Origin of the sequence: Pseudoalteromonas maricaloris, assembly GCF_024746855.1 — a bacterium.
Taxonomy (GTDB): Bacteria; Pseudomonadota; Gammaproteobacteria; order Enterobacterales; family Alteromonadaceae; genus Pseudoalteromonas; species Pseudoalteromonas maricaloris.
Window position 1 is genome coordinate 937,753 of record NZ_CP024625.1, and the last position, 20,314, is coordinate 958,066.

A 20,314-nucleotide genomic window follows, 5' to 3' on the forward strand; every position below is an offset into this window, starting at 1 on the left:
GAATAATATGGATTACATGGCGTTAAAACATACGCACTTACTATTTGTGGTATTGAGCATTGTACTATTTTACACTCGCGCGTTTTCGCGTTTGGGCTCTGGTAAATTAGCAACAAACAAAGGCGTGTTTATTACCAGCCACAGCGTAGACACTTTGTTGTTAGTTACAGCAGTTATTTTGGCGGTAACGGCTGGGCTCAATCCTGCACAACAACCTTGGCTACTACAAAAAATCGTATTGGTGTTTGGTTATATCGCATTGGGCTTTGTAATTGCAAAAGCAAGTGTTAAAAAGACCAAATATTTGGCGCTAGGCGCTGCAACATTGGTACTAATGGCCATCGCGCATCTCGCCGTAAGCAAGCAAGGCTTCTTTGCTTAAGCATTTCAATTGGCGCTTGGCTTATCACCGAGCGCTTCTATATCTCCATAATAAGTAAACATTTTTACTATTTCAGCGAACGATAGATTGGTATTACTAAATTTCCCCCCTTGGGAATATGACAAAAAGTGGTAAACTAGTCGTTCTAAATGAAAGCAATTCAAGAGAAACCGAATTCTATGAAGAATGATATCTGGTTAGATGAGAATGACTTATCTCTCGATGACAATTCAGATGCATTTTCCTATCCGCCATTGATCCGTTGTATCAAGGCTGAGCAAAGTTGGGATGCACAAGCTGATACCAATGAAACTTTGTGTCAGTTAGCAGAGCTCGAATTTGCCGTGGATGAAATTCGCCATAAGCATACAAACAATCATAAATGTTTGGATGAAATCTTAGACGCTTTTTATACCTTGTGGCTATTCAGTGGCAGCAGTCAAAAGGTGCCTGAATATAAGCTCAATAGCGTTTGTTACGCACTTTCCATGCGCAGTGGCACCAATACCGCACTGGGTCTTGTCTTAGTGCATCTGCTTGAACGAGCGAAATTAGAGGCCAGTCTTGCCCTAAGCCAAGGGGAGATTGTCGTGCACGTCGCTTTTAGCGAAGAAGAAGGTTATGTCATTGAACCAAGTTCAGGCCACCAGAGCTGGTACATAATTCCAGAAAACGAAAACAATCAAGACAAAGAGCAAGAAAAAGACCAAGAGCCGATGGAGCTTATTTTTAACGAAGAGTCGTTAAAGCTTTATTTGTCTCAGCAAAAATGGGCGTTTATTGCGGCAGAAAAGTTTGGTCACGCGCTAAGTTGCGTCGAGCAGTTGATGGATATCTTAGGCGATGATCCTTATGAACGTCGTGATAGAGGCTATCTACTCAACCAATTAAACTGTCCGAAGATGGCAAAAGATGACTTACAATTTTTTGTTGATGAATGTCCGGACGACCCAACCATTGAAGTGATCCAGCATCAGATCAAAGAGTTGGCCGATCATAATAATATTTTGCATTAAAAATAGTTATATAAAAAATAATAACAGCGAGGATTTATGGAGCAAAGCGCTGCGCTCGTTACCAATAACGCGGTAATTATGGGCCTATTGGCCGTTATTCTGGGATTTGTTTTTTACACATCGAGTCAAAAAAGCGGAGTTTGGGCAAAGTTTTACAAGTACGTGCCAGCGCTGTTGATGTGTTATTTCTTACCATCTCTGTTAAATACCTTTGGTATCGTTGATGGCAACAATAACGATGTTTACACGGTAGCAAAGTATTATCTGTTACCCGCTTGTTTGGTGTTATTGACACTGAGTATTGACCTAAAATCGATAGCGGCCTTGGGTAAAAAGGCGATTATCATGTTCCTAACGGGAACGGTGGGTGTGGTGATTGGTGGCCCAATTGCGCTTTTACTTACTGCTACCTTTATGCCTGAGCTACTTGGCGTAACTGGCCCAGAAGCTGTATGGCGTGGTATGGCCGCGCTTGCAGGAAGCTGGATTGGTGGCGGTGCCAATATGGTGGCGATGAAAGAGATTTACGGCGCAGGCGGAGAAATCTTCACCATCATGGTAACGGTTGATATTGTTGTCGCAAACTTGTGGATGGCGTGCTTGCTCTATATGGCGGCGCGTAATAAAGAAATTGATGCGCGAACCGGGGCGGATACTTCTTCAATCAACCGCCTAATTGACAAAGTACAAGCGTTTGAAGCCGAGCACGCAAGAAAACCCGAGCTCAAAGATTTGATGATCCTAGTTGGTTTTGCTTTTGGTGCAACGGGGCTTGCGCATTTTGCTGCGGACTTACTGGTGCCATTTTTTAGTAGTAACTACCCAGAGCTGAAGAAGTTCTCTCTTCACAGCAAACTTTTTTGGATTATTGTTCTCGTTACGACCATAGGTCTAGCACTTTCGTTTACCAAAGCACGTCAATATGAAGCGGTTGGCGCGTCAAAAATTGGCTCGAGCTTTTTATATATTTTAGTAGCAACCATTGGTCTACACATGGATATCACCAAAATTGTTGAGGCGCCTAAATACGTTGTTATTGGTGTTATTTGGATGGCCGTGCATGTCGGTTTGTTATTTATCGTTGCTAAATTAATTAAAGCACCTGTGTTTTATGTTGCCGTTGGCAGTAAAGCAAACATTGGTGGTGCGGCATCTGCGCCGGTGGTGGCCTCGGCTTTCCACCCAGCGCTTGCTCCGGTCGGTGTGTTACTGGCGGTGCTTGGTTATGCTCTTGGTACTTATATGGCTTGGTTATGCGGACAATTGCTTCGTGTAATAGGCAGCTAAAGGATAAAAAATGAATACAGATATTATTAACGTTGCGGGACGAGAAGTTGCAAACGATAAGCCGTTTGTACTGTTCGGTGGAATGAATGTGCTTGAGTCTCGTGATTTAGCAATGCAAATCGCAGAGCATTACGTTGAGGTCACAAGTAAACTTGGGATCCCATACGTATTTAAAGCGTCATTTGATAAGGCTAATCGCTCGTCAATTAACTCTTACCGTGGCCCTGGCATGGAAGAAGGCTTAAAGATTTTTGAAGAAATCAAAAAGACCTTTAATGTACCAGTTATCACCGATGTGCATGAGCCATTCCAAGCAAAACCCGTTGCGGAAGTTGCTGATGTGATCCAGTTACCTGCGTTTCTTGCCCGTCAAACTGACTTGGTTGTCGCTATGGCAGAAACTGGCGCGGTGATCAACGTGAAAAAACCACAGTTTTTAGCGCCACATGAAATGCGTCATATCATTAAGAAAATCAATGAAGCGGGCAATGACAAAGTTATCCTCTGTGAACGCGGCAGCAGCTTTGGTTATAACAACCTGATCGTGGATATGCTGGGCATGGATGACATGAAGCGTATGGCTCCTGTTATTTTTGATGCGACACATGCGCTACAGCGTCCAGGTGGTCGTAGCGACTCTGCCGATGGCCGCCGTGCTCAGGCTGCTGAGCTTGCTCGTAGCGGTATGGCACTTGGGTTAGCTGGACTTTTTATTGAAGCGCATCCGAATCCAAATGAAGCTAAGTGTGATGGTCCTTGTGCATTGCCATTGGCTAAACTTGAAGGCTACCTACAACAGATGAAAGCGGTAGATGAGCTAGTTAAGAGTTTTGCGCCACTGGACACCAGCGCAGCTGATTTATAATCTATACCCAAGCGACCTCATAATTAGATGTTGTTTGGGGATTTTACTTGCCCGCGGTTAGCGGGTTTTTTATAGGCATGAATGAATGTCACGACGAGTTCCACCATTAAATGCATTAAAAGCCTTTGAGGCGGCGGCACGACACCTGAGCTTTACTAAAGCAGCGGAGGAGTTGTACGTCACTCAAGCTGCGGTTAGTCATCAAATTAAAATCTTAGAAGAACATCTAGGTTTAAAACTGTTTTTGCGAAAAAATCGCTCCTTACTGTTAACTGAGGAAGGGCAGGGCTATTACCTCGATATTAAAGATATTTTTTCACAATTAATCGATGCGACTGAAAAGCTCCTAGCACGAGGCGCAAAAGGGTCACTAACGGTGAGTTTGACGCCGAGCTTTGCAATTCAATGGTTGGTACCAAGGCTGAGCAACTTTAATGAGTTGCACCCTGAAATCGACGTACGGATCAAAGCCCAAGATCACGACGACAACTCGTTAACGGATGACGTTGATGTCGCGATTTACTACGGTCGTGGTAATTGGAATGGGGTGCAAACCCATAAGCTACATACTGAGTATTTAGTGCCGTTATGTAGTCCATTTTTATTAACCGGCCCAAAACCGTTAAATCAGCCAAGCGACCTAGCGCAACATACTTTACTCCATGACACCACGCGTCGCGCTTGGAAGGCATGGATGAAAACCGCTGGGGTCAGAAATGTGGCGGTAAATACCGGGCCTATCTTCAGTCACTCTTCTATGGTGTTACAGGCAGCAATTCACGGCCAAGGTGTGGCGCTGGGCAATAGCGTACTGGCAAGACCGGATATAGATGCAGGGCGACTGGTTATTCCGTTTAGTCACCACCTCGAAAGTAAAAATGCCTATTATTTGGTATTTAGAGAGTCGCAGTCAGAGCTGGGTAAAATAGTTTCATTCAAAGAATGGATGCTCGGTATGGTAGAACACGAACAAGAGTTAAATAGTTTATGAGCGCAGTAAATATTGAATGGCACTATGCTGAAAACCCAGTTGCACAGTTTATTTTTGCCCATGGTGCAGGCGCAGGAAGCGATAGCGATTTTATGCAAGAAATGGCTAAATTGCTTGCTTCTAAGGGCGTTCAAGTTGGACTCTTTGACTTTGAATATATGCAGCAAGCCAAACAAGAAGGGAAAAAGCGCCCACCAGAGCGTGCCCCTAAGCTACTCGCGTATTTTCAGCAAGTATTGGCCGCAGTAGAGCCAAGTTTACCGCTCTTTATTGGTGGTAAGTCAATGGGCGGGCGTATGGCATCTATGCTGGCCTGTGAAACCACCGTAAAAGTGGAAGGGGTACTTGCGTTTGGTTACCCATTCCACCCGCCAGGTAAGCCGGAAAAGCTCAGAGTGGACCATTTTCCTGAGCTGAAATGTCCGCTGCTCATTTTACAAGGCGAACGTGATACCTTTGGCAATCGTACAGAGGTTGATGCCATGTGCTTTCCAGAGCAAGTCATGGTGAAATGGCTCAAAGATGGCGACCATTCACTCAAGCCTCGTAAAGTGAGTGGTGTAAGCGAGTCAGAGAGCCGCGCGAATGCTGCCGTGATTGCGGCGAATTTTATTAAGGAGCGCTGTCATGGCTAAGCTCTACTTGATCATTGGCAGCGTGTTTTGTTTATTGTCTGTGGCATTGGGCGCGTTTGCCGCTCACGGTCTCAAAGGACGTTTGAACGACTACGCCATTGGTATTTTTAATACGGCGTCACAGTACCAAATGACTCACGGCCTTGCCATTATTGCCACCGCGTTTTTAATCAAATGGGGCCTCAAGGTACAAGTTGCTGGCGGTTTCTTTATTGCTGGTGTACTGCTATTTAGTGGTAGTTTGTACTTACTAGCCTTAACGGGTATGAAATGGCTAGGGCCAATCACCCCAATCGGTGGTACCTGTTTTTTAATTGCTTGGATTTTATTGATAGTTCAAGCTGCTAAATCTTCCTTTTAATCTAGAGAATCTAATGTCGAGTATCGTTATCTATTGTCGCGGTGGTTTTGAAAGTGACGCCGCAGCCGAAATTAATCATTATGCTGCAAAGCATGGAATTGCTGGCTACGTAAAAGCTAAGCCGAATACTGCTTTTGTAACATTTGAGTGCTTTTCGCCAAATGATGCTGAGACCTTAGCGAAGAAAATCGACTTTAAGAAACTGGTGTTTGCAAGGCAGTGGTTTGTTGGCACTTTACATACCCACATGCCGATTGAAGACAGAGTGAGCGTGATAAAAGCGGCTGTGGAAGGTTTTCCTTTGTGTGGTGAGCTGCGCGTTGAAACGCCAGATACTAATGAAGGAAAAGAACTTTCTAAATTCTGTAAAAAGTTTTCAACCCCATTGTCTAAGGCGCTCGAGAAACAAAACAAGCTGACTCGTGAGCTAAAACCTACCAAGCCTGTATTACACGTATTGTTTCTTGCCAATAACACCGCTTATGTTGGTTATTCGTTTAGTGATAACAATTCGCCATTTTTTATGGGGATCCCGCGTCTGAGAATGCCGTCGGACGCACCAAGCCGCTCGACGCTAAAATTAGACGAGGCATTCCATGTCTTTGTGCCTAAAGATCAGCAAGAAACACGTGTGCGTGCGGGGATGCGAGCCGTTGATTTAGGTGCTTGTCCTGGGGGGTGGACATACCAACTCGTACGCCGTGGCATGTTCGTCGCCTCAATCGATAATGGCCCGATGAATGATGACCTGATGGAAACGGGACAAGTGAAGCACTATCGTGAAGATGGATTCAAATATCGCCCAGAAAAACGCAATATTGATTGGCTGGTGTGTGATATGGTCGAAAAGCCAACGCGTGTTGCTGATCTGATGGTGGACTGGGTGGTGAATGCATTTGCTCGAGAGCTGATCTTTAACTTAAAGCTACCGATGAAAAAACGCTTCGACAGCGTGTATGAATGTCTTACGCTTATCCATGAAGAGCTACAAAAGTACAATGTGGATTATGAGATCCAAGCAAAACACCTATATCATGACCGTGAGGAAGTCACGGTACATATTAATGTGCTTAAAGTACCGCAAAATTTGTATAGCTGATTTTAAACGATAACAAGATCGCCGCGTAAAGCGTCTCCCACACGGGTGTTAGCTTAGTTGTAGGAGCGATTTCACATCGCGAGCTTTTTCATCAATCTCGCCGCGTAAAGCGGCTCCCACACCGATGTTAGCTTATTTGTAGGAGCGATTTCACATCGCGATATTTTTTATCAATCTCGCCGCATACAGCGGCTCCCACACGGGTGTTAGCTCAGTTGTAGGCGCGATTTCACATCGCGATCTTTTTCATCAAGCTCGCCGCGTAAAGCGTCTCTCACACCGATATTACCTTATTTGTGGGAGCGATTTCGCATCGCGATATTTTTGTTTTAATCAATCAGTCTTAATAACTCGTTACGCGGTTGATTTCTGTAAGCGATGTTACGCCTGCGGCGGCTTTTTTCAGGCCAGATTTACGTAAGTTATCAAAACCTAACTGCTCTGCTTTTTCAGCAATCTCAAGAGAATTGCCCCCTTCCATGATCAGGTGCGAAAGCTCTGGCGTGATTTTTACTACTTCATATATACCCACACGGCCTTTGTAACCATCGGTGCAGCTTTCACAGCCTTTAGGTGCAAAAAGGGTAATCTCTTTAATTTGCTCGGCAGTAAAGCCTTGCCCTAACAAGGCTTCTTCCGGCAACGTTTCAGGTGTTTTACACTTAGGACAAAGACGTCTTGCGAGACGCTGGGCAATAATCAAACTCACCGAGCTTGCTACGTTGTACGCCGGCACGCCCATGTTTAATAGACGGGTGAGCGTTTCAGGCGCAGAGTTGGTGTGCAGGGTGCTCAATACTAAGTGACCAGTTTGGGCGGCTTTTATTGAGATCTCAGCGGTTTCAAGGTCACGGATCTCACCAACCATCACCACATCCGGATCCTGACGCAAGAATGCTCTCAAGGCATTGGCGAAAGTCATATCCGCTTTGGTATTGATTTGTACTTGATTAATACCCTCAAGGTTTATTTCGACAGGGTCTTCTGCCGTGCTGATATTGCGCTCTGGCTGATTAAGAATATTCAAGCCAGTGTAAAGTGACACGGTTTTACCGGAACCTGTTGGTCCGGTTACCAAAATCATGCCCTGAGGCTGCTCTAGTGCGTCGAGGTAAAGTTGTTTCTGCTCTGGTTCATAACCTAGCACATCGATGCCGAGCATGGCGCTGGACGAATCTAGAATACGCATTACGATTTTCTCGCCCCACATGGTAGGCAGTGTACTTACACGAAAATCGATACTTTTGCGCTCGGAGATCTTTAATTTAATGCGGCCATCTTGCGGTTTGCGTTTTTCTGCTATATCTAAATGCGCCATCACTTTGATACGGGCGGCGAGACGAGTAGCTAATGTGTTTGGTGGGCTTGCCATCTCATGCAGCAGGCCATCGATACGAAAGCGCACACGATATTTCTTCTCGTAGGGCTCAAAGTGTAGATCCGACGCGCCTTTTTTTATCGCGTCCATTAAGATTTTATTGATATAAACGATGATTGGCGCATCGTCTTTGTCTTCGTTGGTGTTTTGCTGTTTAGGCTCGTCATCAACTTCTAAGTCGGCAAATTCTTTAAATTCTTCTTCAGAGATCGAGAGGCCGCCCGTTGCATCAAACAGCTGATCAATCTTTGCTTCGAGTTTTTTGTAGTCGGCTACCAGTACTTCACACTGTAATCCAGTACTAAACTCAAAGTTTTCAAATGCGCCAAAGTCAGTAGGATCAGAAGCCGCAACGTAGAGTTTTCTACCTTTTTGTACCAGCGGTAAAATATGGTGCTTACGGATCAGTTTTTCTTTGACTAGCGCTGGTGGAATTTCACTAACGTTAAAGTGATCAAGATTAAAAAATGGCACCTTGAATAAGTCTAGGCATTCTTCAGCTAGCTCTTTGGAGCTCATTCCTGAACTTAGGCAAATTAACTCGGCGGTGGTGTTTGCTTCTGGCTGGCGAGACTTTATTTGCTCAGCAGTGACTCGCCCTAAGGTAATAAATTTACGCAGTAGCGGGGAATGATGTTCCATAGTACCTCTTTGCCTTCACATTGAATGCATATTCAATATTTATCATTAAGTTGGAAAAATGCCAAGTTATCACGTTGAGTGTAGAGTAAATTTTACTAATTATTTAGTCTTACTTTCACTTTTGCTAGATTGATAAACTCATTGTGTAATCTATCTATCTCTTGCAGGCTTTCAAGTAGCGGTCGGTCGTTGTCTAGTATGTAGTCCGCTTTTACTTGTTTATCTGAGCGTGGTAACTGCGACTCGATAATACGTTTTACTTGCGCTGCATCTACCGAATCACGGCTGATTGTTCTCGCGATTTGCGTATCAACCGCGACATCAACAAGTAAAGTGGCGTCGCAGTAGCGCTCTAAACCATTTTCGAACAGCAGAGGCGCCGCTAAAACCACGTAATCGCTTTGCGCTGCGTTTAACTGCGTGAGTATTTCATTACGGATAAGCGGGTGAAGTAGCTCATTAAGCCACTGTTTTTTATCGGCATCAGCAAAAATAATGGCTCTTAACTTAGCTCTATCTAAGTTGCCGTCCGGCTGTAAAATGGCACTGCCAAACTCATCAGCAATTGCTTGTAGCCCTGTGCTGCCTAGCGCGACTACTTCTCGTGCAACGATGTCGGCGTCAACAATCTCTATCCCTTTTTGCTGCAAGTGGTTAGTGATCGCCGTTTTACCCGCACCAATACCGCCCGTCACCCCTAAAATCCAATTATTCGTTTTTAGCATTGTGTTACTTTACATTATTAAGTTTACGTACCACAGCTGCAGCTGCTCGCCGTACATTAAGGTGATCCAGCCTGCAATGGCTAAGTAAGGGCCAAATGGGATTGGGGTGGCTTTATCTCTGCCTTGAACACTTAATTGGATGCTACCAATGATTGCGCCGACCAGGCTTGAAAGTAGCACTATGGTTAAGATTGCTTGCCAGCCCATCAATGCACCAAAGATGGCTAGCAGTTTAAAGTCGCCATAGCCCATACCTTCTTTACCTGTGAGTAATTTAAAGAGCCAATACACACTCCATAAACTCAAATAACCTATGGCCGCACCAATGATGGCATCATTGGGCTCGATGCCTACACCAAAACAACTGGCAACCAGTACTAACCATAAGGTTGGTAGTGTCAGTTGATCGGGCAGCAACATTTCGTCGATATCGATAACCGTAAGTGCGACTAACACCCAAGTAATCAAAATGTACAGAGTAGCTTCTAAAGTGGCACCAAAATGCCACGCAACCCATGTGGAGAGTAGGGCGGTTGTTAGCTCTACCAAAGGATAGCGTACAGAGATTGACGCGTCGCAGTGGTTGCATTTGCCTTTTAATAATAGCCAGCTGATCAGTGGAATGTTTTGCCACGCTTTAATCGGTGTTTTGCAGCTCGGGCAATGAGAATTTGGTTTAATTAAATTAAATACGGGTGCTTCAGCGGTTTGTTTTGGGAGCTCGTCAGCGAGCAACACGCGACATTCTGACTGCCAGTTCTGCTTCATCATTTTAGGTAAGCGAAGAATAACCACATTGAGAAAGCTACCGATGCAAAGACTTACAAGTCCGACGGTGAGTAACCAATACCATAACTGGGTTTGCATCAAGTTGATAATATCTTGCATAAGTTGGGCGCTTGCTTATATTTTTTGTTTAAACTTTCGAGGCATGCTCGGTATAGGTTTTTGGATATAACAGTGTACCATAGGGAATAATCGAGAACTTGAAAGCTTACGAGGTGTTTTCCACTACACCACTGAGCCTAATTGGAATATAGGCAAGTACATGGCAATAATAAGGCCACCGATCAGTACGCCGAGCACCACCATAATTAATGGTTCTAATAAGCTAGATAGGCCATCCACCGCATCATCGACTTCTTGCTCATAAATGTTAGCGACTTTTGCCAGCATACCGTCTAAAGAGCCCGATTCTTCACCAATAGACACCATTTGAACTACCATATCTGGGAAGACTTTGGTGTTATGCATTGCCCAGTGCATTTGGTTACCCGAGTTGACCTCTGCTTTAATCTCTTTAATTGCATTTTTGTAGATAATATTGCCTGATGCACCTGCAGCAGAATCGAGTGCATCCCCAAGGGGAACACCTGCTGCAAAGGTGGTCGAAAGCGTACGAGCATAACGCGCCACCGCCGCTTTTTTCAGAATTTCACCGACAACTGGAAGTTTAAGTATCATTCTGTCGTTAAAGTGTTTTACAGCAGGACTGCGAATCAGCATTTCTTTATAGGTGTAGCCAAATAGGACAAGTCCAATCAAAAATACCCACCAATATTCTTGCAGAAATTCAGAAAAACCAATAACCATAAGCGTAAATGCAGGTAACTCAGCCCCAAAACCGTTGAATATGTCTTGGAATTGAGGTACGACAAAAATTAATAATATAGAGGTAACAATTAATGCGACAACAATGACAGCTATGGGGTAAAACAATGCTTTCTTAATTTTAGATTTAAGCGCTTCTGTTTTTTCTTTATAGAGCGCTATACGGTCAAATATGGTATCAAGTGCACCAGACTGTTCACCTGAATGAACAAGGTCGCAATAAAGTTCATCAAAATATCTGGGGTAAGCACGTAATGCTTTCGCTAAAGGCTGACCTGCCTTCACTTCATCGCCCACATGACCTATGAGTTTAGACAATGATTTATTTTTGCTGCCTCTGGCCAGCATCTCAAGGGTCTGTACTAGAGACACACCAGCAGTCAGCATAGTGGCAATTTGTCTTGTGACCGTTGCAATATCTTGAGGAGTGATTTTTTGCGCACCAGACAAACCAAACAGTGGTTTAGGTTTACGCTTGACTTTAGAAGGAGTAATACCCTGTTTTCTTAGCTGCGCTTTGACTAAAGCGACACTAGAACCTGTTATCTCGCCTTCGAGGCGTTTACCTCTATTATTTACTCCGACCCAAATAAAGGTGTCTAAAGTATTGCTAGATTCTATAGATTTCTTATTCATGGATGAGAGTATTAGTTGAAATTAACGGGGAGGTTAAATCTCCCCGGTAATTTATTAACAAAGATTCGTAATTGGAGCTGATGTGCACGTACCAGACTTAGCAAAAACGTAAGTTGAAGGTGCGGCTGCGCCTGCTGCAATTGTTGGTGGAGTTAGAATATAGGTATAGCCACCAGCAACAGCGGTCCCGGTTGCTGTTATTACTCCAGAGGTCTCTGTAATCTCAACGCTTGCTAAATTGTCTGTAGCGGCTGGGGTTGCTATACCCAATTCTTCGTATGTGTCACAAGCTGTTCTAACATTGTTATTAGTTTGCAAGCATTCAGTCATAGTAGTTCTTACAGAGGAAGCTGCGGTAACCACTTCAGTAAAGCGAGCTTTAACAGTGTAATCTTGATAAGCAGGCAGTGCTACTGCTGCAAGAATACCTACGATTGCTACTACAATCATTAGTTCGATTAGGGTAAAACCACCCTGTTGTTTTTGAGTCATGATGTGTCTCCTAAATTTTAAGTGACTTAACCATAATAGGTTTAAGTTAAGCGTTTATTAAAACCTTTGCAATAATTACCAATCCATCGAATCAACAAACTGGTGTGCTCAAATATACTTAACGGTGACCAAAGGATGAAACAAACACATCGTTCCAAGTCCCTACAAGCTAGACCCGTTAAATTTGTGACCGGTCCCTAATCAACTAAGAGTGTAGCACCGATTTAGTTTCAGCGATCACAATTAACATTTACTTTAATAGTAAACACTGATGCCTACAATCAAATTTTAATAATAAATTATTGATTCTCTTGCGATAGCGCAAGCTTTCCGAATATCGGTTCAAAAAACGACCGGAATTAATCGTTACTGAACATTAAGATCTTGTTACACTCTAGTTCTTTTGTCGTATTTAACGGGTTTTAAGTAGGTTTGTCAACGAAATAGAAAACTTTATCTATTACGGAGGATTACGAGAAAGCACAGAACACTCCGTTTATGGTAGCGATTTTGTTATTAAATAAGGCTAGGGCCTGTTGACCTTTGCTGTTTGATTTTTGTTCTTCTGAGTGTGTTTTGGTCGCGACGCTCGACTTGCCGCCTAGTAATCTAGGCAAAAGTTGAGCAACAATGAACAAAGCGCACTCAGGTGAACCCAAAGGGCAGCGCTTGATTAGCATTTCTACTGTGTTATCACCTGACTTACATAGAATAACTATGCTACGCAGGCTCTGCCTTGTATAAATACTAGTCAAACTGCTGCAAAAACAAACTTGAAAGATCAACAGGCCCTAGCTACAGAAAGTTGAACCATTACTGGCAGTGTCGCATTGGTAGCTTGAATGCCACATTAAGTAAGACAGAAAAACAAAAGGGCTCAATCAAGGCCCTTTTTGCATGTATAAAAGAGAGGAAGTTGTCAAAGCTTTACATTATTCAAAGCGCATCGACAGGTCGATGCTTTGTACATGCTTGGTCAGTGCGCCGCTTGAAATAAAATCAACACCAGCTTGTGCGTAAGTCGTCAAAATTTCAATGGTCATATTACCAGAGACTTCCAGCTTGGCTTTGCCTTGCGTGATTTCAACCGCTTGTTGAATGTCGCTCACACTGAAGTTGTCAAGCATAATAATATCGCTGCCCGCATCTAAGGCTTGTTGTAGTTCGCCTAGGTTTTCTACTTCAACTTCTACCGGCTTGTCTGGGTGGTTATTACGCGCGGTCGCAACGGCTTTGGCGATATTGCCACAGGCGGCAATGTGGTTTTCTTTAATAAGATACGCGTCGAATAGGCCAATTCTGTGATTTTTACCACCGCCACATTTAACGGCGTATTTTTGTAGGGCTCTTAATCCTGGGATGGTTTTACGTGTATCTAGCAGTTTAGTTTGCGTACCGCTCAGCACTTCAACATACTTAGCTGTGGTGGTTGCCGTGCCCGATAGCGTTTGTACAAAGTTAAGCGCCGTGCGCTCTGCGGTTAGAATCGCTCTTGCTGAGCCGCTTGCGGTAAACAAGCGAGTGTTGGCGGCAACAAAATCGCCGTCGTTCACAAGTACGTTGACGCTAACACTTGGGTCAACTTGTTGAAAAACCTCCTCGATTAACGCCTTGCCAACGAACACACAATCTTCCCTTGTGATCACATAGGCATTTGCTTGCTGCGTTTCTGGGATAAGGGCTGCGGTAATATCACCTTCGTTTGGTGTTTGATAATTAAGGTCTTCGTCTAGCGCCTGTTTTACCAATTGGCTGATAAGGTTTTGGTCAATCATAGGTTGTCTTTTCATTTTTTCTGCAATGGCCGAATTTTACGCGCGTTTGCCTAGGAGTACAATTGATGGAGAAGAATTCACGGAATTTGGCGAGGTGGCTTTTGTTTCGCGGAGTAAACCCGCTGCTACGTGTATGCGTTGCTTGCTGTGACTTTATGTTGAAAACCAATATGTATTTTCGTAGCAGCGACTTTATGTCGCGACGGGGTCTTTGAAATACAAAGCTTTGTTTGTAGCGAAAGAATTGATGGTTAAAACGGAGGTCGCGGGGTAAACCCGCTGCTACGTGTATGTGTTGCTGCTGTGATTTGATGCCGAACGGTTATGTATTGCTTGCTGTGACTTTACGTCGAAACCAATATGTATTTTTGTAGCAGCGACTTTATGTCGCTACAGCGTGTTTGAAATACAACACTTTGTTTGTAGAGAATGAGTTGACGGCCAAAACGGAGGTCGCGGGATAAACCCGCTGCTACGGTTATGTGTTGCTTGCTGTGATGTCGAACGGTTATGTGTTTTCGTAGCAGCGACTTTATGTCGCGACAGAGTATTTGAAATGCAAATCCTTGTTTGTAAAGAAAGAGTTGATGGCTAAAACGGTGGTCGCGGGGTAAACCCGCTGCTACGTGTATGCGTTGTTTGCTGTGACTTTACGTCGAAGCCAATATGTATTTTCGTAGCAGCGACTTTATGTCGCGACGGTGTGTTTGAAATGCAAAGGCTTGTTTGTAGAGAATGAGTTGATGGCTAAAACGAAGGTCGCGGGGTAAACCCGCTGTTACGGTTATTGTTTGCCAGCTGCAATTTGATATCAAACTATTATGTCTTTTATGTCCCGGTACTATCGTTACATTACACATAAATCCATCCCTACCTTTTGTCTTATTTTGTCTTTATAATCGAATGCAAACCAAGGCTTGGAACTAATACTTTGAATTGGCTACCTTTTGCTAAACACAAGCAATCCCCGCATTACGATGAAAGACCGCAAGCGTGCGAGATAGATTTACTGGTGATCCATAATATCTCGTTGCCCGCAGGATGTTTTGGCACGCCGTACGTGGAAGACTTATTTATGGGCACGCTGGACTGCGGCGCACATCCAACTTTTTCTGACTTAGAGGGAGTAAGAGTGTCGGCGCACTGCGTTATACGTCGTGACGGTAGCATCACCCAATACGTTCCCTTCATTGAACGGGCTTGGCATGCGGGAGTGTCTGAGTGGCAAGGTCGAACGCGCTGTAATGACTTTGCAATTGGTATTGAAATGGAGGGGACAGACACCACGCCATATACCGAAGCGCAATATGCGAGTTTAGTAAAAACAACGCGTTGGCTGCAGCAGCACTATCCAAAGCTGACGAATGATCGTATTGTAGGGCACAATGATATTGCTCCTGGAAGAAAGACAGATCCAGGGGCAGCATTTGATTGGCAGCATTATTTTACCTTGTTAAATAACCAAGAGAGCTAGGCAAGCATGATCTTAATTTCTATCATCATCGCGCTTATTATTGAACGACTTGGCGCGCGGGCGAACTACTGGCAAGTCGACCATTACCTGCAAAGTTACTACGCGAAAACCAAATCTTGGACTCAGCCAAATGCCATGTTGGGTTCGCATTTCGGTGTGATGCTTTGGTTAGTTATTCCTGCATTGGTTGTTGCTTTTATTTACAGCCTAAGTGACTTTGTGTTTTGGCAGTTTGCAATCAATATCTGTGTACTCTTAGTCTGTTTTGGCTGTGCAAAATATCGCAAGCTTTATAAAGGCTATTTGAATGCACTGACCAGAGGTGATAACGAAGCGGCTACGCTTTATGCGTTGCAAATGGGGCAAGACAAATTAGAAGATGAGCCGGGCGGCGAGACGTTTGGTCAGACGCTTTCGTGGATCAACTTTCAGCATTACTGCGGAGTTATTTTTTGGTTTGTGGCGTTGGGCGCGCCGGGCGCTGTGCTATATGCGATGGTAAGACAAATTGTGCATTGGCATCATGAGCAAGAAAATCCGCCGCTACAGCATGTGTTTGAGCAGTTTTGTCGGTTATTTTATTGGCTAAATTGGCTTCCTGCACGGATCGCAAGTTTTGGTTTTTTGATCATTGGTAACTTCAGTAAAGGTACATCAAGTTGGTTGAAGTATGTGCTTGATTTTAAAACCACAAATCGTCAAATCGTCACAAGCACTGCACTTGCGGCTGAGCAAATTGAACAACAGTTTTTAGGTTGTACCTTTGAAGCAAGCTGTATGATGCGCCTCGTGAAACGTAATATTTTGTTTTATCTCGTGATTATCGCAGTATTAACCCTATTTGGTTGGGTGGAGTAGCCCTAGCTGCAAACTAAACATCTTTATAACAAATGCTCCATATACTGTAAACGCATATGGAGCAGTTGAAATCAGTGTTTAAAATTGGCCTCTAACCAGCGCTTTTTCTGCTCTTCCATTTTGGTAACAAGCGGCGCATCAAAGCCCATGTTTCTAACCACATATTCCGTAACATCTATCAAATCACACACCCCAGTCACTGACCAAAGCGCTTCTTCTAGGTCTTTTGCTTTGTGGATTGCATAGTGGCTTACATAGCGCAGCTCATTAGCAAGATAATCCATATCTGGCCGGCCAGTTTTTGATACATAGAGCTGATAGACAAAGAGTAGGTCATTGCGTAGTGCTTTTTTAGCATACAAATACAGGCTATCAATGGCCTCTTCATGGGCAATAACTTGCGCACCTACCGCTTCGTGTTGACTGCTTTGGTTTGGATCAAACTTAATAAACACCAAGTATTTGAGCGGTTTATCCTGTCGCGATTTTGTTTTTAGAATTTCGGTGAGCTTTTCTTCGACGAAACGGTCGGGGAAAACGGCTTTGGCGTCCAACGTGTTATCGTCATTATCGCTAAACGAATGCAGTAAGTGGTGAAGGGATGTCGGGTAAAGCCCTTGTCCAATTGCTCCCACCGCATTATGTGAAGTTTCTTTGTGTAAATAAAGTGGAAACTGACAAACGGATTTAGTCACCATGTTACGCAGCGCAAGTGATAGCCCCGGTACCTTTGGCGCTTCATCACAAGCAACCAGCTTGTCTTTATTGCTCTCAATAAGGGCTTTAAAGAACCCCATGGCAGAATGGTCGAGTTGACCTATTTTCTGCACTTTCAAGTTAATGATAGTTTTAGTTTTATTGACCATCATTACTTCATAGCGCAAATTCGTTAAATTGTGCTGTTTCGTCAGTCTCTGCAAATCGACTAAGTCTAAGTGTATCGAGTCACCTTTATTCAGCGGCATTTCTTGGCCGCATTCTATTTGTAAACCCATGACAGAAAAATCACGGGTAACACAGTTGAACGTGCCTTGGCCATCAATATGAACGACGACATTGGTTTTATACAGGTAGCGCCTGTGTGCACGCAAGTTAACGTATTCTAACGCAACCACCTCAAGTGGAGGAGGAGTGGCTGACTTGCCGTGACCGAACTTCTTTAACTGATTAACTAAACTTTGTTCGTAACTCAGGCGTTGGAATCGCTCAGTGATAGACGGGTTTCCAATATCTGTCAGTAACATGAGATATTTCACGTCTTGGATAAAGCCTTGTACCCTCGGGGTGGGGCGTTTATTTAGCTTTTCGACATTTTTGCCTGCACTTGCGGGAAGCGAAAGCGGGATAAACGCATCCTCATGATGGCTTGGCATGAGTTGTACTTTAAACGTGCGCCAGCTGTCTTTTTGGCTGCCAAAGGCAAAGAACAGATCGTTTAGTTGCTGCATTTCTTCCAGCTCAAAGTCAAAGGCTGAGTAAAAGTACATTTTGCCTTGACTTGAGTGAGTAAACACATGGCATACCGCTTCTTTTACCGCGCCAGAAAGCGCAAGTAGTCGCTGCATTCGTTTTTGGTTGAAGACGGAATAAAGGCCTGATTGTTTTCTTTCGTCTTCAAAGTAGTAATTAATATGGGCGTTATTTTCGTTGGTAAGCACCATGCTTGGATAAAGCTGTTTTTGTTTCTCACTGATGAAAACAAACAAAGAGCAGACGCGCGGAAAATAATACTGTTCGTAGCCTTTACAAACGACGGCATCCAAAGTGTTGTCGAGATTTATCTTATAGCGGCGTTTGTTACCGTGTATAAAACTATTTAAAAAGTCATCAAACCCTTGGTTTTTCTCGATAAAGGTGCGTTTTAAGCGAACTTGGTTGTATTCAATTGTGCCGGGTTCTACAGCGACGACTTCATACTGAATACCTTCTTTCAAGCCAAGTTCAAAGTCTTGCTCGAGACCCACTAAGCGGATCGAAATAATTTGTCCGGGATCTACCTGTTGATTGGTCGGTAATTTTATTTTAGCGCCGCTGAGGGAAATATCGGAGGTAGTAGCGGAAACCTTAGGGCGGTTTTTTGCCAGTTCCACAGTGATCTTAATGGAGTAATTCATGCGCTCTTCGGAGCGGCTTTCGTACGACGCGAAACGGACTAGTTTAGTGTAATTATGATTGACCGCGTCCTTTTCTACTTCTTCTTCGCGTGCTTTGGCCTGCTTTTGCATGACCTTATAATTATTGTCGGTACTCATTACGGATTCGTAAACTGCAAGGGTATAACCCCCATGTTTAGCGACTTCCCGCTCGAATACTTCGATTGCTAAGTCATCCATAAAGTGCTGTTTGCCTTCATATTCATAAGGCTTAACTTGACCTGCGACTTGTCCTCTGAGGTCAATAAATCGTGCCACGGGCTGAGATAGCCGTGACATTTCCATTTTTAATAGAAATTGGTCCGGCTTGGATAGGTCCGCAGTACGTTGCTTAAATATGCGATCAAAAGCCGGATCGCCAAGATCCAGCTTTAAATCTTCAATTAAGCTTTGATATTTTTGTAATCTATCTTCAGGCATAAACAGTTTTACACGCGCTCATTTTATGTGACCAGTTGGGTCACCGCCAATATTATGTCAACATTGGCGCTTTATTAGTTTATTCTTAACCTATTATTGTGTTTAAGCAAGATATATACCTGTAATTTATGGCAAAAAAGAAAACAGCATTTGTATGTAGTGATTGTGGTGCCGAATTCGCGCGTTGGCAAGGCCAATGCTCGGAGTGTAAGGCATGGAATACCGTAACGGAATTTCGCGTTCCATCAGCAAAATCAGTCCCTCAAGGCGGTTCAACGTCAGGTTATGCCGGTCTTGTTGAAGCTAAAGTACAAACCTTAGATGAAGTTAACCTAGAGCAATTACCTAGATTTTCAACAGGCTTTAAAGAGTTTGACCGTGTACTTGGTGGTGGTGTTGTACCGGGAAGTGCAATATTAATTGGTGGTAGCCCCGGCGCTGGTAAAAGTACGGTGTTGCTGCAAACTATGTGTCGCCTTGCCGAAACCATGAACACTTTGTATGTCACTGGTGAAGAGTCGCTGCAACAAGTTGCCATGCGTGCGACACGATTGGGGCTGCCTACAAATAAGCTTAAAACACTCGCAGAAACCAATGTTGAGACGATTTGTCAGCTCGCGCTTCGTGAAAAGCCAAGTATTATGGTTATCGACTCAATTCAAGTAATGCATATGAGTGATATCCAATCGGCACCCGGGTCGGTTTCTCAAGTACGTGAAAGCGCTGCTTATTTGACGCGTTTTGCCAAAACCAATCAGGTTGCCATTATTATGGTGGGGCATGTAACTAAAGATGGTACACTGGCCGGTCCTAAGGTGCTGGAGCATTGTATTGACTGCTCCATTTTACTGGAAGGCAGTGCCGACAGCCGCTTTAGAACATTACGTGGCAATAAAAACCGTTTTGGTGCTGTAAACGAGTTGGGTGTGTTTGCTATGACAAGCCAAGGCTTAAAGGAAGTAAACAATCCTTCGGCTATTTTCTTAAATCGTGGTGAAGCGCAAACACCAGGCTCATTAGTCATGGTTATTTGGGAAGGTACGCGACCATTACTCGTGGAAGTCCAAGCACTAGTCGACTATTCACAGCTCGCCAACCCGCGTCGCGTCACCGTTGGTTTGGAACAAAATCGTTTAGCCATGTTACTTGCGGTATTGCATCGTCACGGCGGTTTGCAGGTGTCGGATCAAGATGTGTTTGTAAACGTTGTAGGCGGTGTCAAAGTGACCGAAACCAGCGCTGATTTAGCCTTAATAGCCGCACTGGTTTCAAGCTTTAAAAACCAAACGTTAGACAGGCAGCTGGTGGTATTTGGTGAGGTGGGGTTAGGAGGTGAGATCCGCCCTGTGCCAAGTGGGCAAGAGCGGTTGCGTGAAGCATCTAAGCATGGATTTACAAGAGCAATTGTACCAAAAGCAAATAAACCAAAAGAAAATATTGAAGGGATGGAAATTGTTGCCGTCTCTAGCCTTAGCGAAGCGCTTGAGGCACTTTTTTAAATAATGGAGTGAAAT

Annotated in this window: 18 protein-coding genes; 11 read left to right on the forward strand and 7 right to left on the reverse strand. The window is 44.0% G+C overall.

The genetic code is table 11. The annotated features are described in order from the left end of the window. Window positions 1-7: 7 nt before the first annotated feature. From CTT31_RS03935 to rlmM, 8 genes are all read left to right on the forward strand, one after another. Entirely contained in the window at window positions 8-382 is a 375-nt protein-coding gene (locus CTT31_RS03935) for a SirB2 family protein (protein WP_029215915.1), read from the forward strand. Window positions 383-531: 149 nt separating this feature from the next. Continuing rightward, complete coding sequence (locus CTT31_RS03940) at window positions 532-1,398, forward strand: tetratricopeptide repeat protein (RefSeq protein ID WP_017217935.1); 867 nt, start codon at window positions 532-534, stop codon at window positions 1,396-1,398. A gap of 36 nt (window positions 1,399-1,434) precedes the next feature. Continuing rightward, window positions 1,435-2,685 (forward strand): DUF819 family protein, encoded by a 1,251-nt coding sequence (locus tag CTT31_RS03945; RefSeq protein WP_010607347.1) that lies wholly within the window; start codon window positions 1,435-1,437, stop codon window positions 2,683-2,685. A gap of 10 nt (window positions 2,686-2,695) precedes the next feature. After that, complete coding sequence (kdsA, locus tag CTT31_RS03950) at window positions 2,696-3,550, forward strand: 3-deoxy-8-phosphooctulonate synthase (protein WP_010370475.1); 855 nt, start codon at window positions 2,696-2,698, stop codon at window positions 3,548-3,550. Between the two features lie 85 nt (window positions 3,551-3,635). Continuing rightward, window positions 3,636-4,541 (forward strand): transcriptional regulator GcvA, encoded by a 906-nt coding sequence (locus tag CTT31_RS03955; RefSeq protein WP_088531408.1) that lies wholly within the window; start codon window positions 3,636-3,638, stop codon window positions 4,539-4,541. Further along, window positions 4,538-5,176 carry an alpha/beta family hydrolase gene (locus CTT31_RS03960; protein ID WP_045989837.1) on the forward strand — a complete coding sequence of 213 codons (639 nt, stop codon included), beginning with the start codon at window positions 4,538-4,540 and terminating at the stop codon, window positions 5,174-5,176. Before CTT31_RS03955 ends, CTT31_RS03960 begins: the two co-directional genes overlap by 4 nt. Beyond that, window positions 5,169-5,537 (forward strand): DUF423 domain-containing protein, encoded by a 369-nt coding sequence (locus CTT31_RS03965; protein WP_130126782.1) that lies wholly within the window; start codon window positions 5,169-5,171, stop codon window positions 5,535-5,537. Before CTT31_RS03960 ends, CTT31_RS03965 begins: the two co-directional genes overlap by 8 nt. 13 nt (window positions 5,538-5,550) lie before the next feature. Further along, entirely contained in the window at window positions 5,551-6,636 is a 1,086-nt protein-coding gene (gene rlmM, locus CTT31_RS03970; protein ID WP_010607344.1) for a 23S rRNA (cytidine(2498)-2'-O)-methyltransferase RlmM, read from the forward strand. A gap of 343 nt (window positions 6,637-6,979) precedes the next feature. Here the strand turns inward: rlmM and pilB are convergent, their stop codons facing one another. The 6 genes from pilB to nadC form a co-directional block, all read right to left on the reverse strand. Continuing rightward, the gene (gene pilB, locus CTT31_RS03975) at window positions 6,980-8,656 is read right to left on the reverse strand and encodes a type IV-A pilus assembly ATPase PilB (RefSeq protein ID WP_130164712.1); all 1,677 of its coding nucleotides are present in this window, start codon (window positions 8,654-8,656) and stop codon (window positions 6,980-6,982) included. A 95-nt stretch (window positions 8,657-8,751) separates the two neighbouring features. Then, entirely contained in the window at window positions 8,752-9,381 is a 630-nt protein-coding gene (gene coaE, locus CTT31_RS03980) for a dephospho-CoA kinase (protein ID WP_260492009.1), read from the reverse strand. A gap of 9 nt (window positions 9,382-9,390) precedes the next feature. Further along, window positions 9,391-10,269 carry a prepilin peptidase gene (locus CTT31_RS03985; protein WP_260492010.1) on the reverse strand — a complete coding sequence of 293 codons (879 nt, stop codon included), beginning with the start codon at window positions 10,267-10,269 and terminating at the stop codon, window positions 9,391-9,393. Between the two features lie 123 nt (window positions 10,270-10,392). Further along, window positions 10,393-11,628, reverse strand: coding sequence for a type II secretion system F family protein (locus CTT31_RS03990; protein WP_260492011.1), 1,236 nt, complete (start codon window positions 11,626-11,628; stop codon window positions 10,393-10,395). A gap of 54 nt (window positions 11,629-11,682) precedes the next feature. Next, window positions 11,683-12,120 (reverse strand): pilin, encoded by a 438-nt coding sequence (locus CTT31_RS03995; RefSeq protein ID WP_260492012.1) that lies wholly within the window; start codon window positions 12,118-12,120, stop codon window positions 11,683-11,685. Between the two features lie 932 nt (window positions 12,121-13,052). After that, entirely contained in the window at window positions 13,053-13,895 is an 843-nt protein-coding gene (nadC, locus tag CTT31_RS04000) for a carboxylating nicotinate-nucleotide diphosphorylase (protein WP_260492397.1), read from the reverse strand. Between the two features lie 931 nt (window positions 13,896-14,826). On the opposite strand from nadC, the gene ampD reads away from it, so the two are divergent. Both ampD and ampE read left to right on the forward strand, forming a co-directional pair. Next, complete coding sequence (gene ampD / locus CTT31_RS04005; protein ID WP_211859336.1) at window positions 14,827-15,369, forward strand: 1,6-anhydro-N-acetylmuramyl-L-alanine amidase AmpD; 543 nt, start codon at window positions 14,827-14,829, stop codon at window positions 15,367-15,369. Between the two features lie 6 nt (window positions 15,370-15,375). After that, window positions 15,376-16,227: a beta-lactamase regulator AmpE gene (ampE, locus tag CTT31_RS04010; RefSeq protein WP_010370512.1), complete on the forward strand. Its 852-nt coding sequence runs from the start codon at window positions 15,376-15,378 to the stop codon at window positions 16,225-16,227. Window positions 16,228-16,298: 71 nt separating this feature from the next. Here ampE and CTT31_RS04015 read toward each other — a convergent pair whose 3' ends face one another. After that, entirely contained in the window at window positions 16,299-18,800 is a 2,502-nt protein-coding gene (locus tag CTT31_RS04015; RefSeq protein ID WP_206471308.1) for a PilZ domain-containing protein, read from the reverse strand. Window positions 18,801-18,928: 128 nt separating this feature from the next. Here CTT31_RS04015 and radA point away from each other — a divergent pair, with 128 nt between their 5' ends. Beyond that, a complete protein-coding gene (gene radA, locus CTT31_RS04020; protein ID WP_010370516.1) occupies window positions 18,929-20,299 on the forward strand; it encodes a DNA repair protein RadA in 1,371 nt (456 codons plus the stop codon). Window positions 20,300-20,314: the final 15 nt, after the last annotated feature.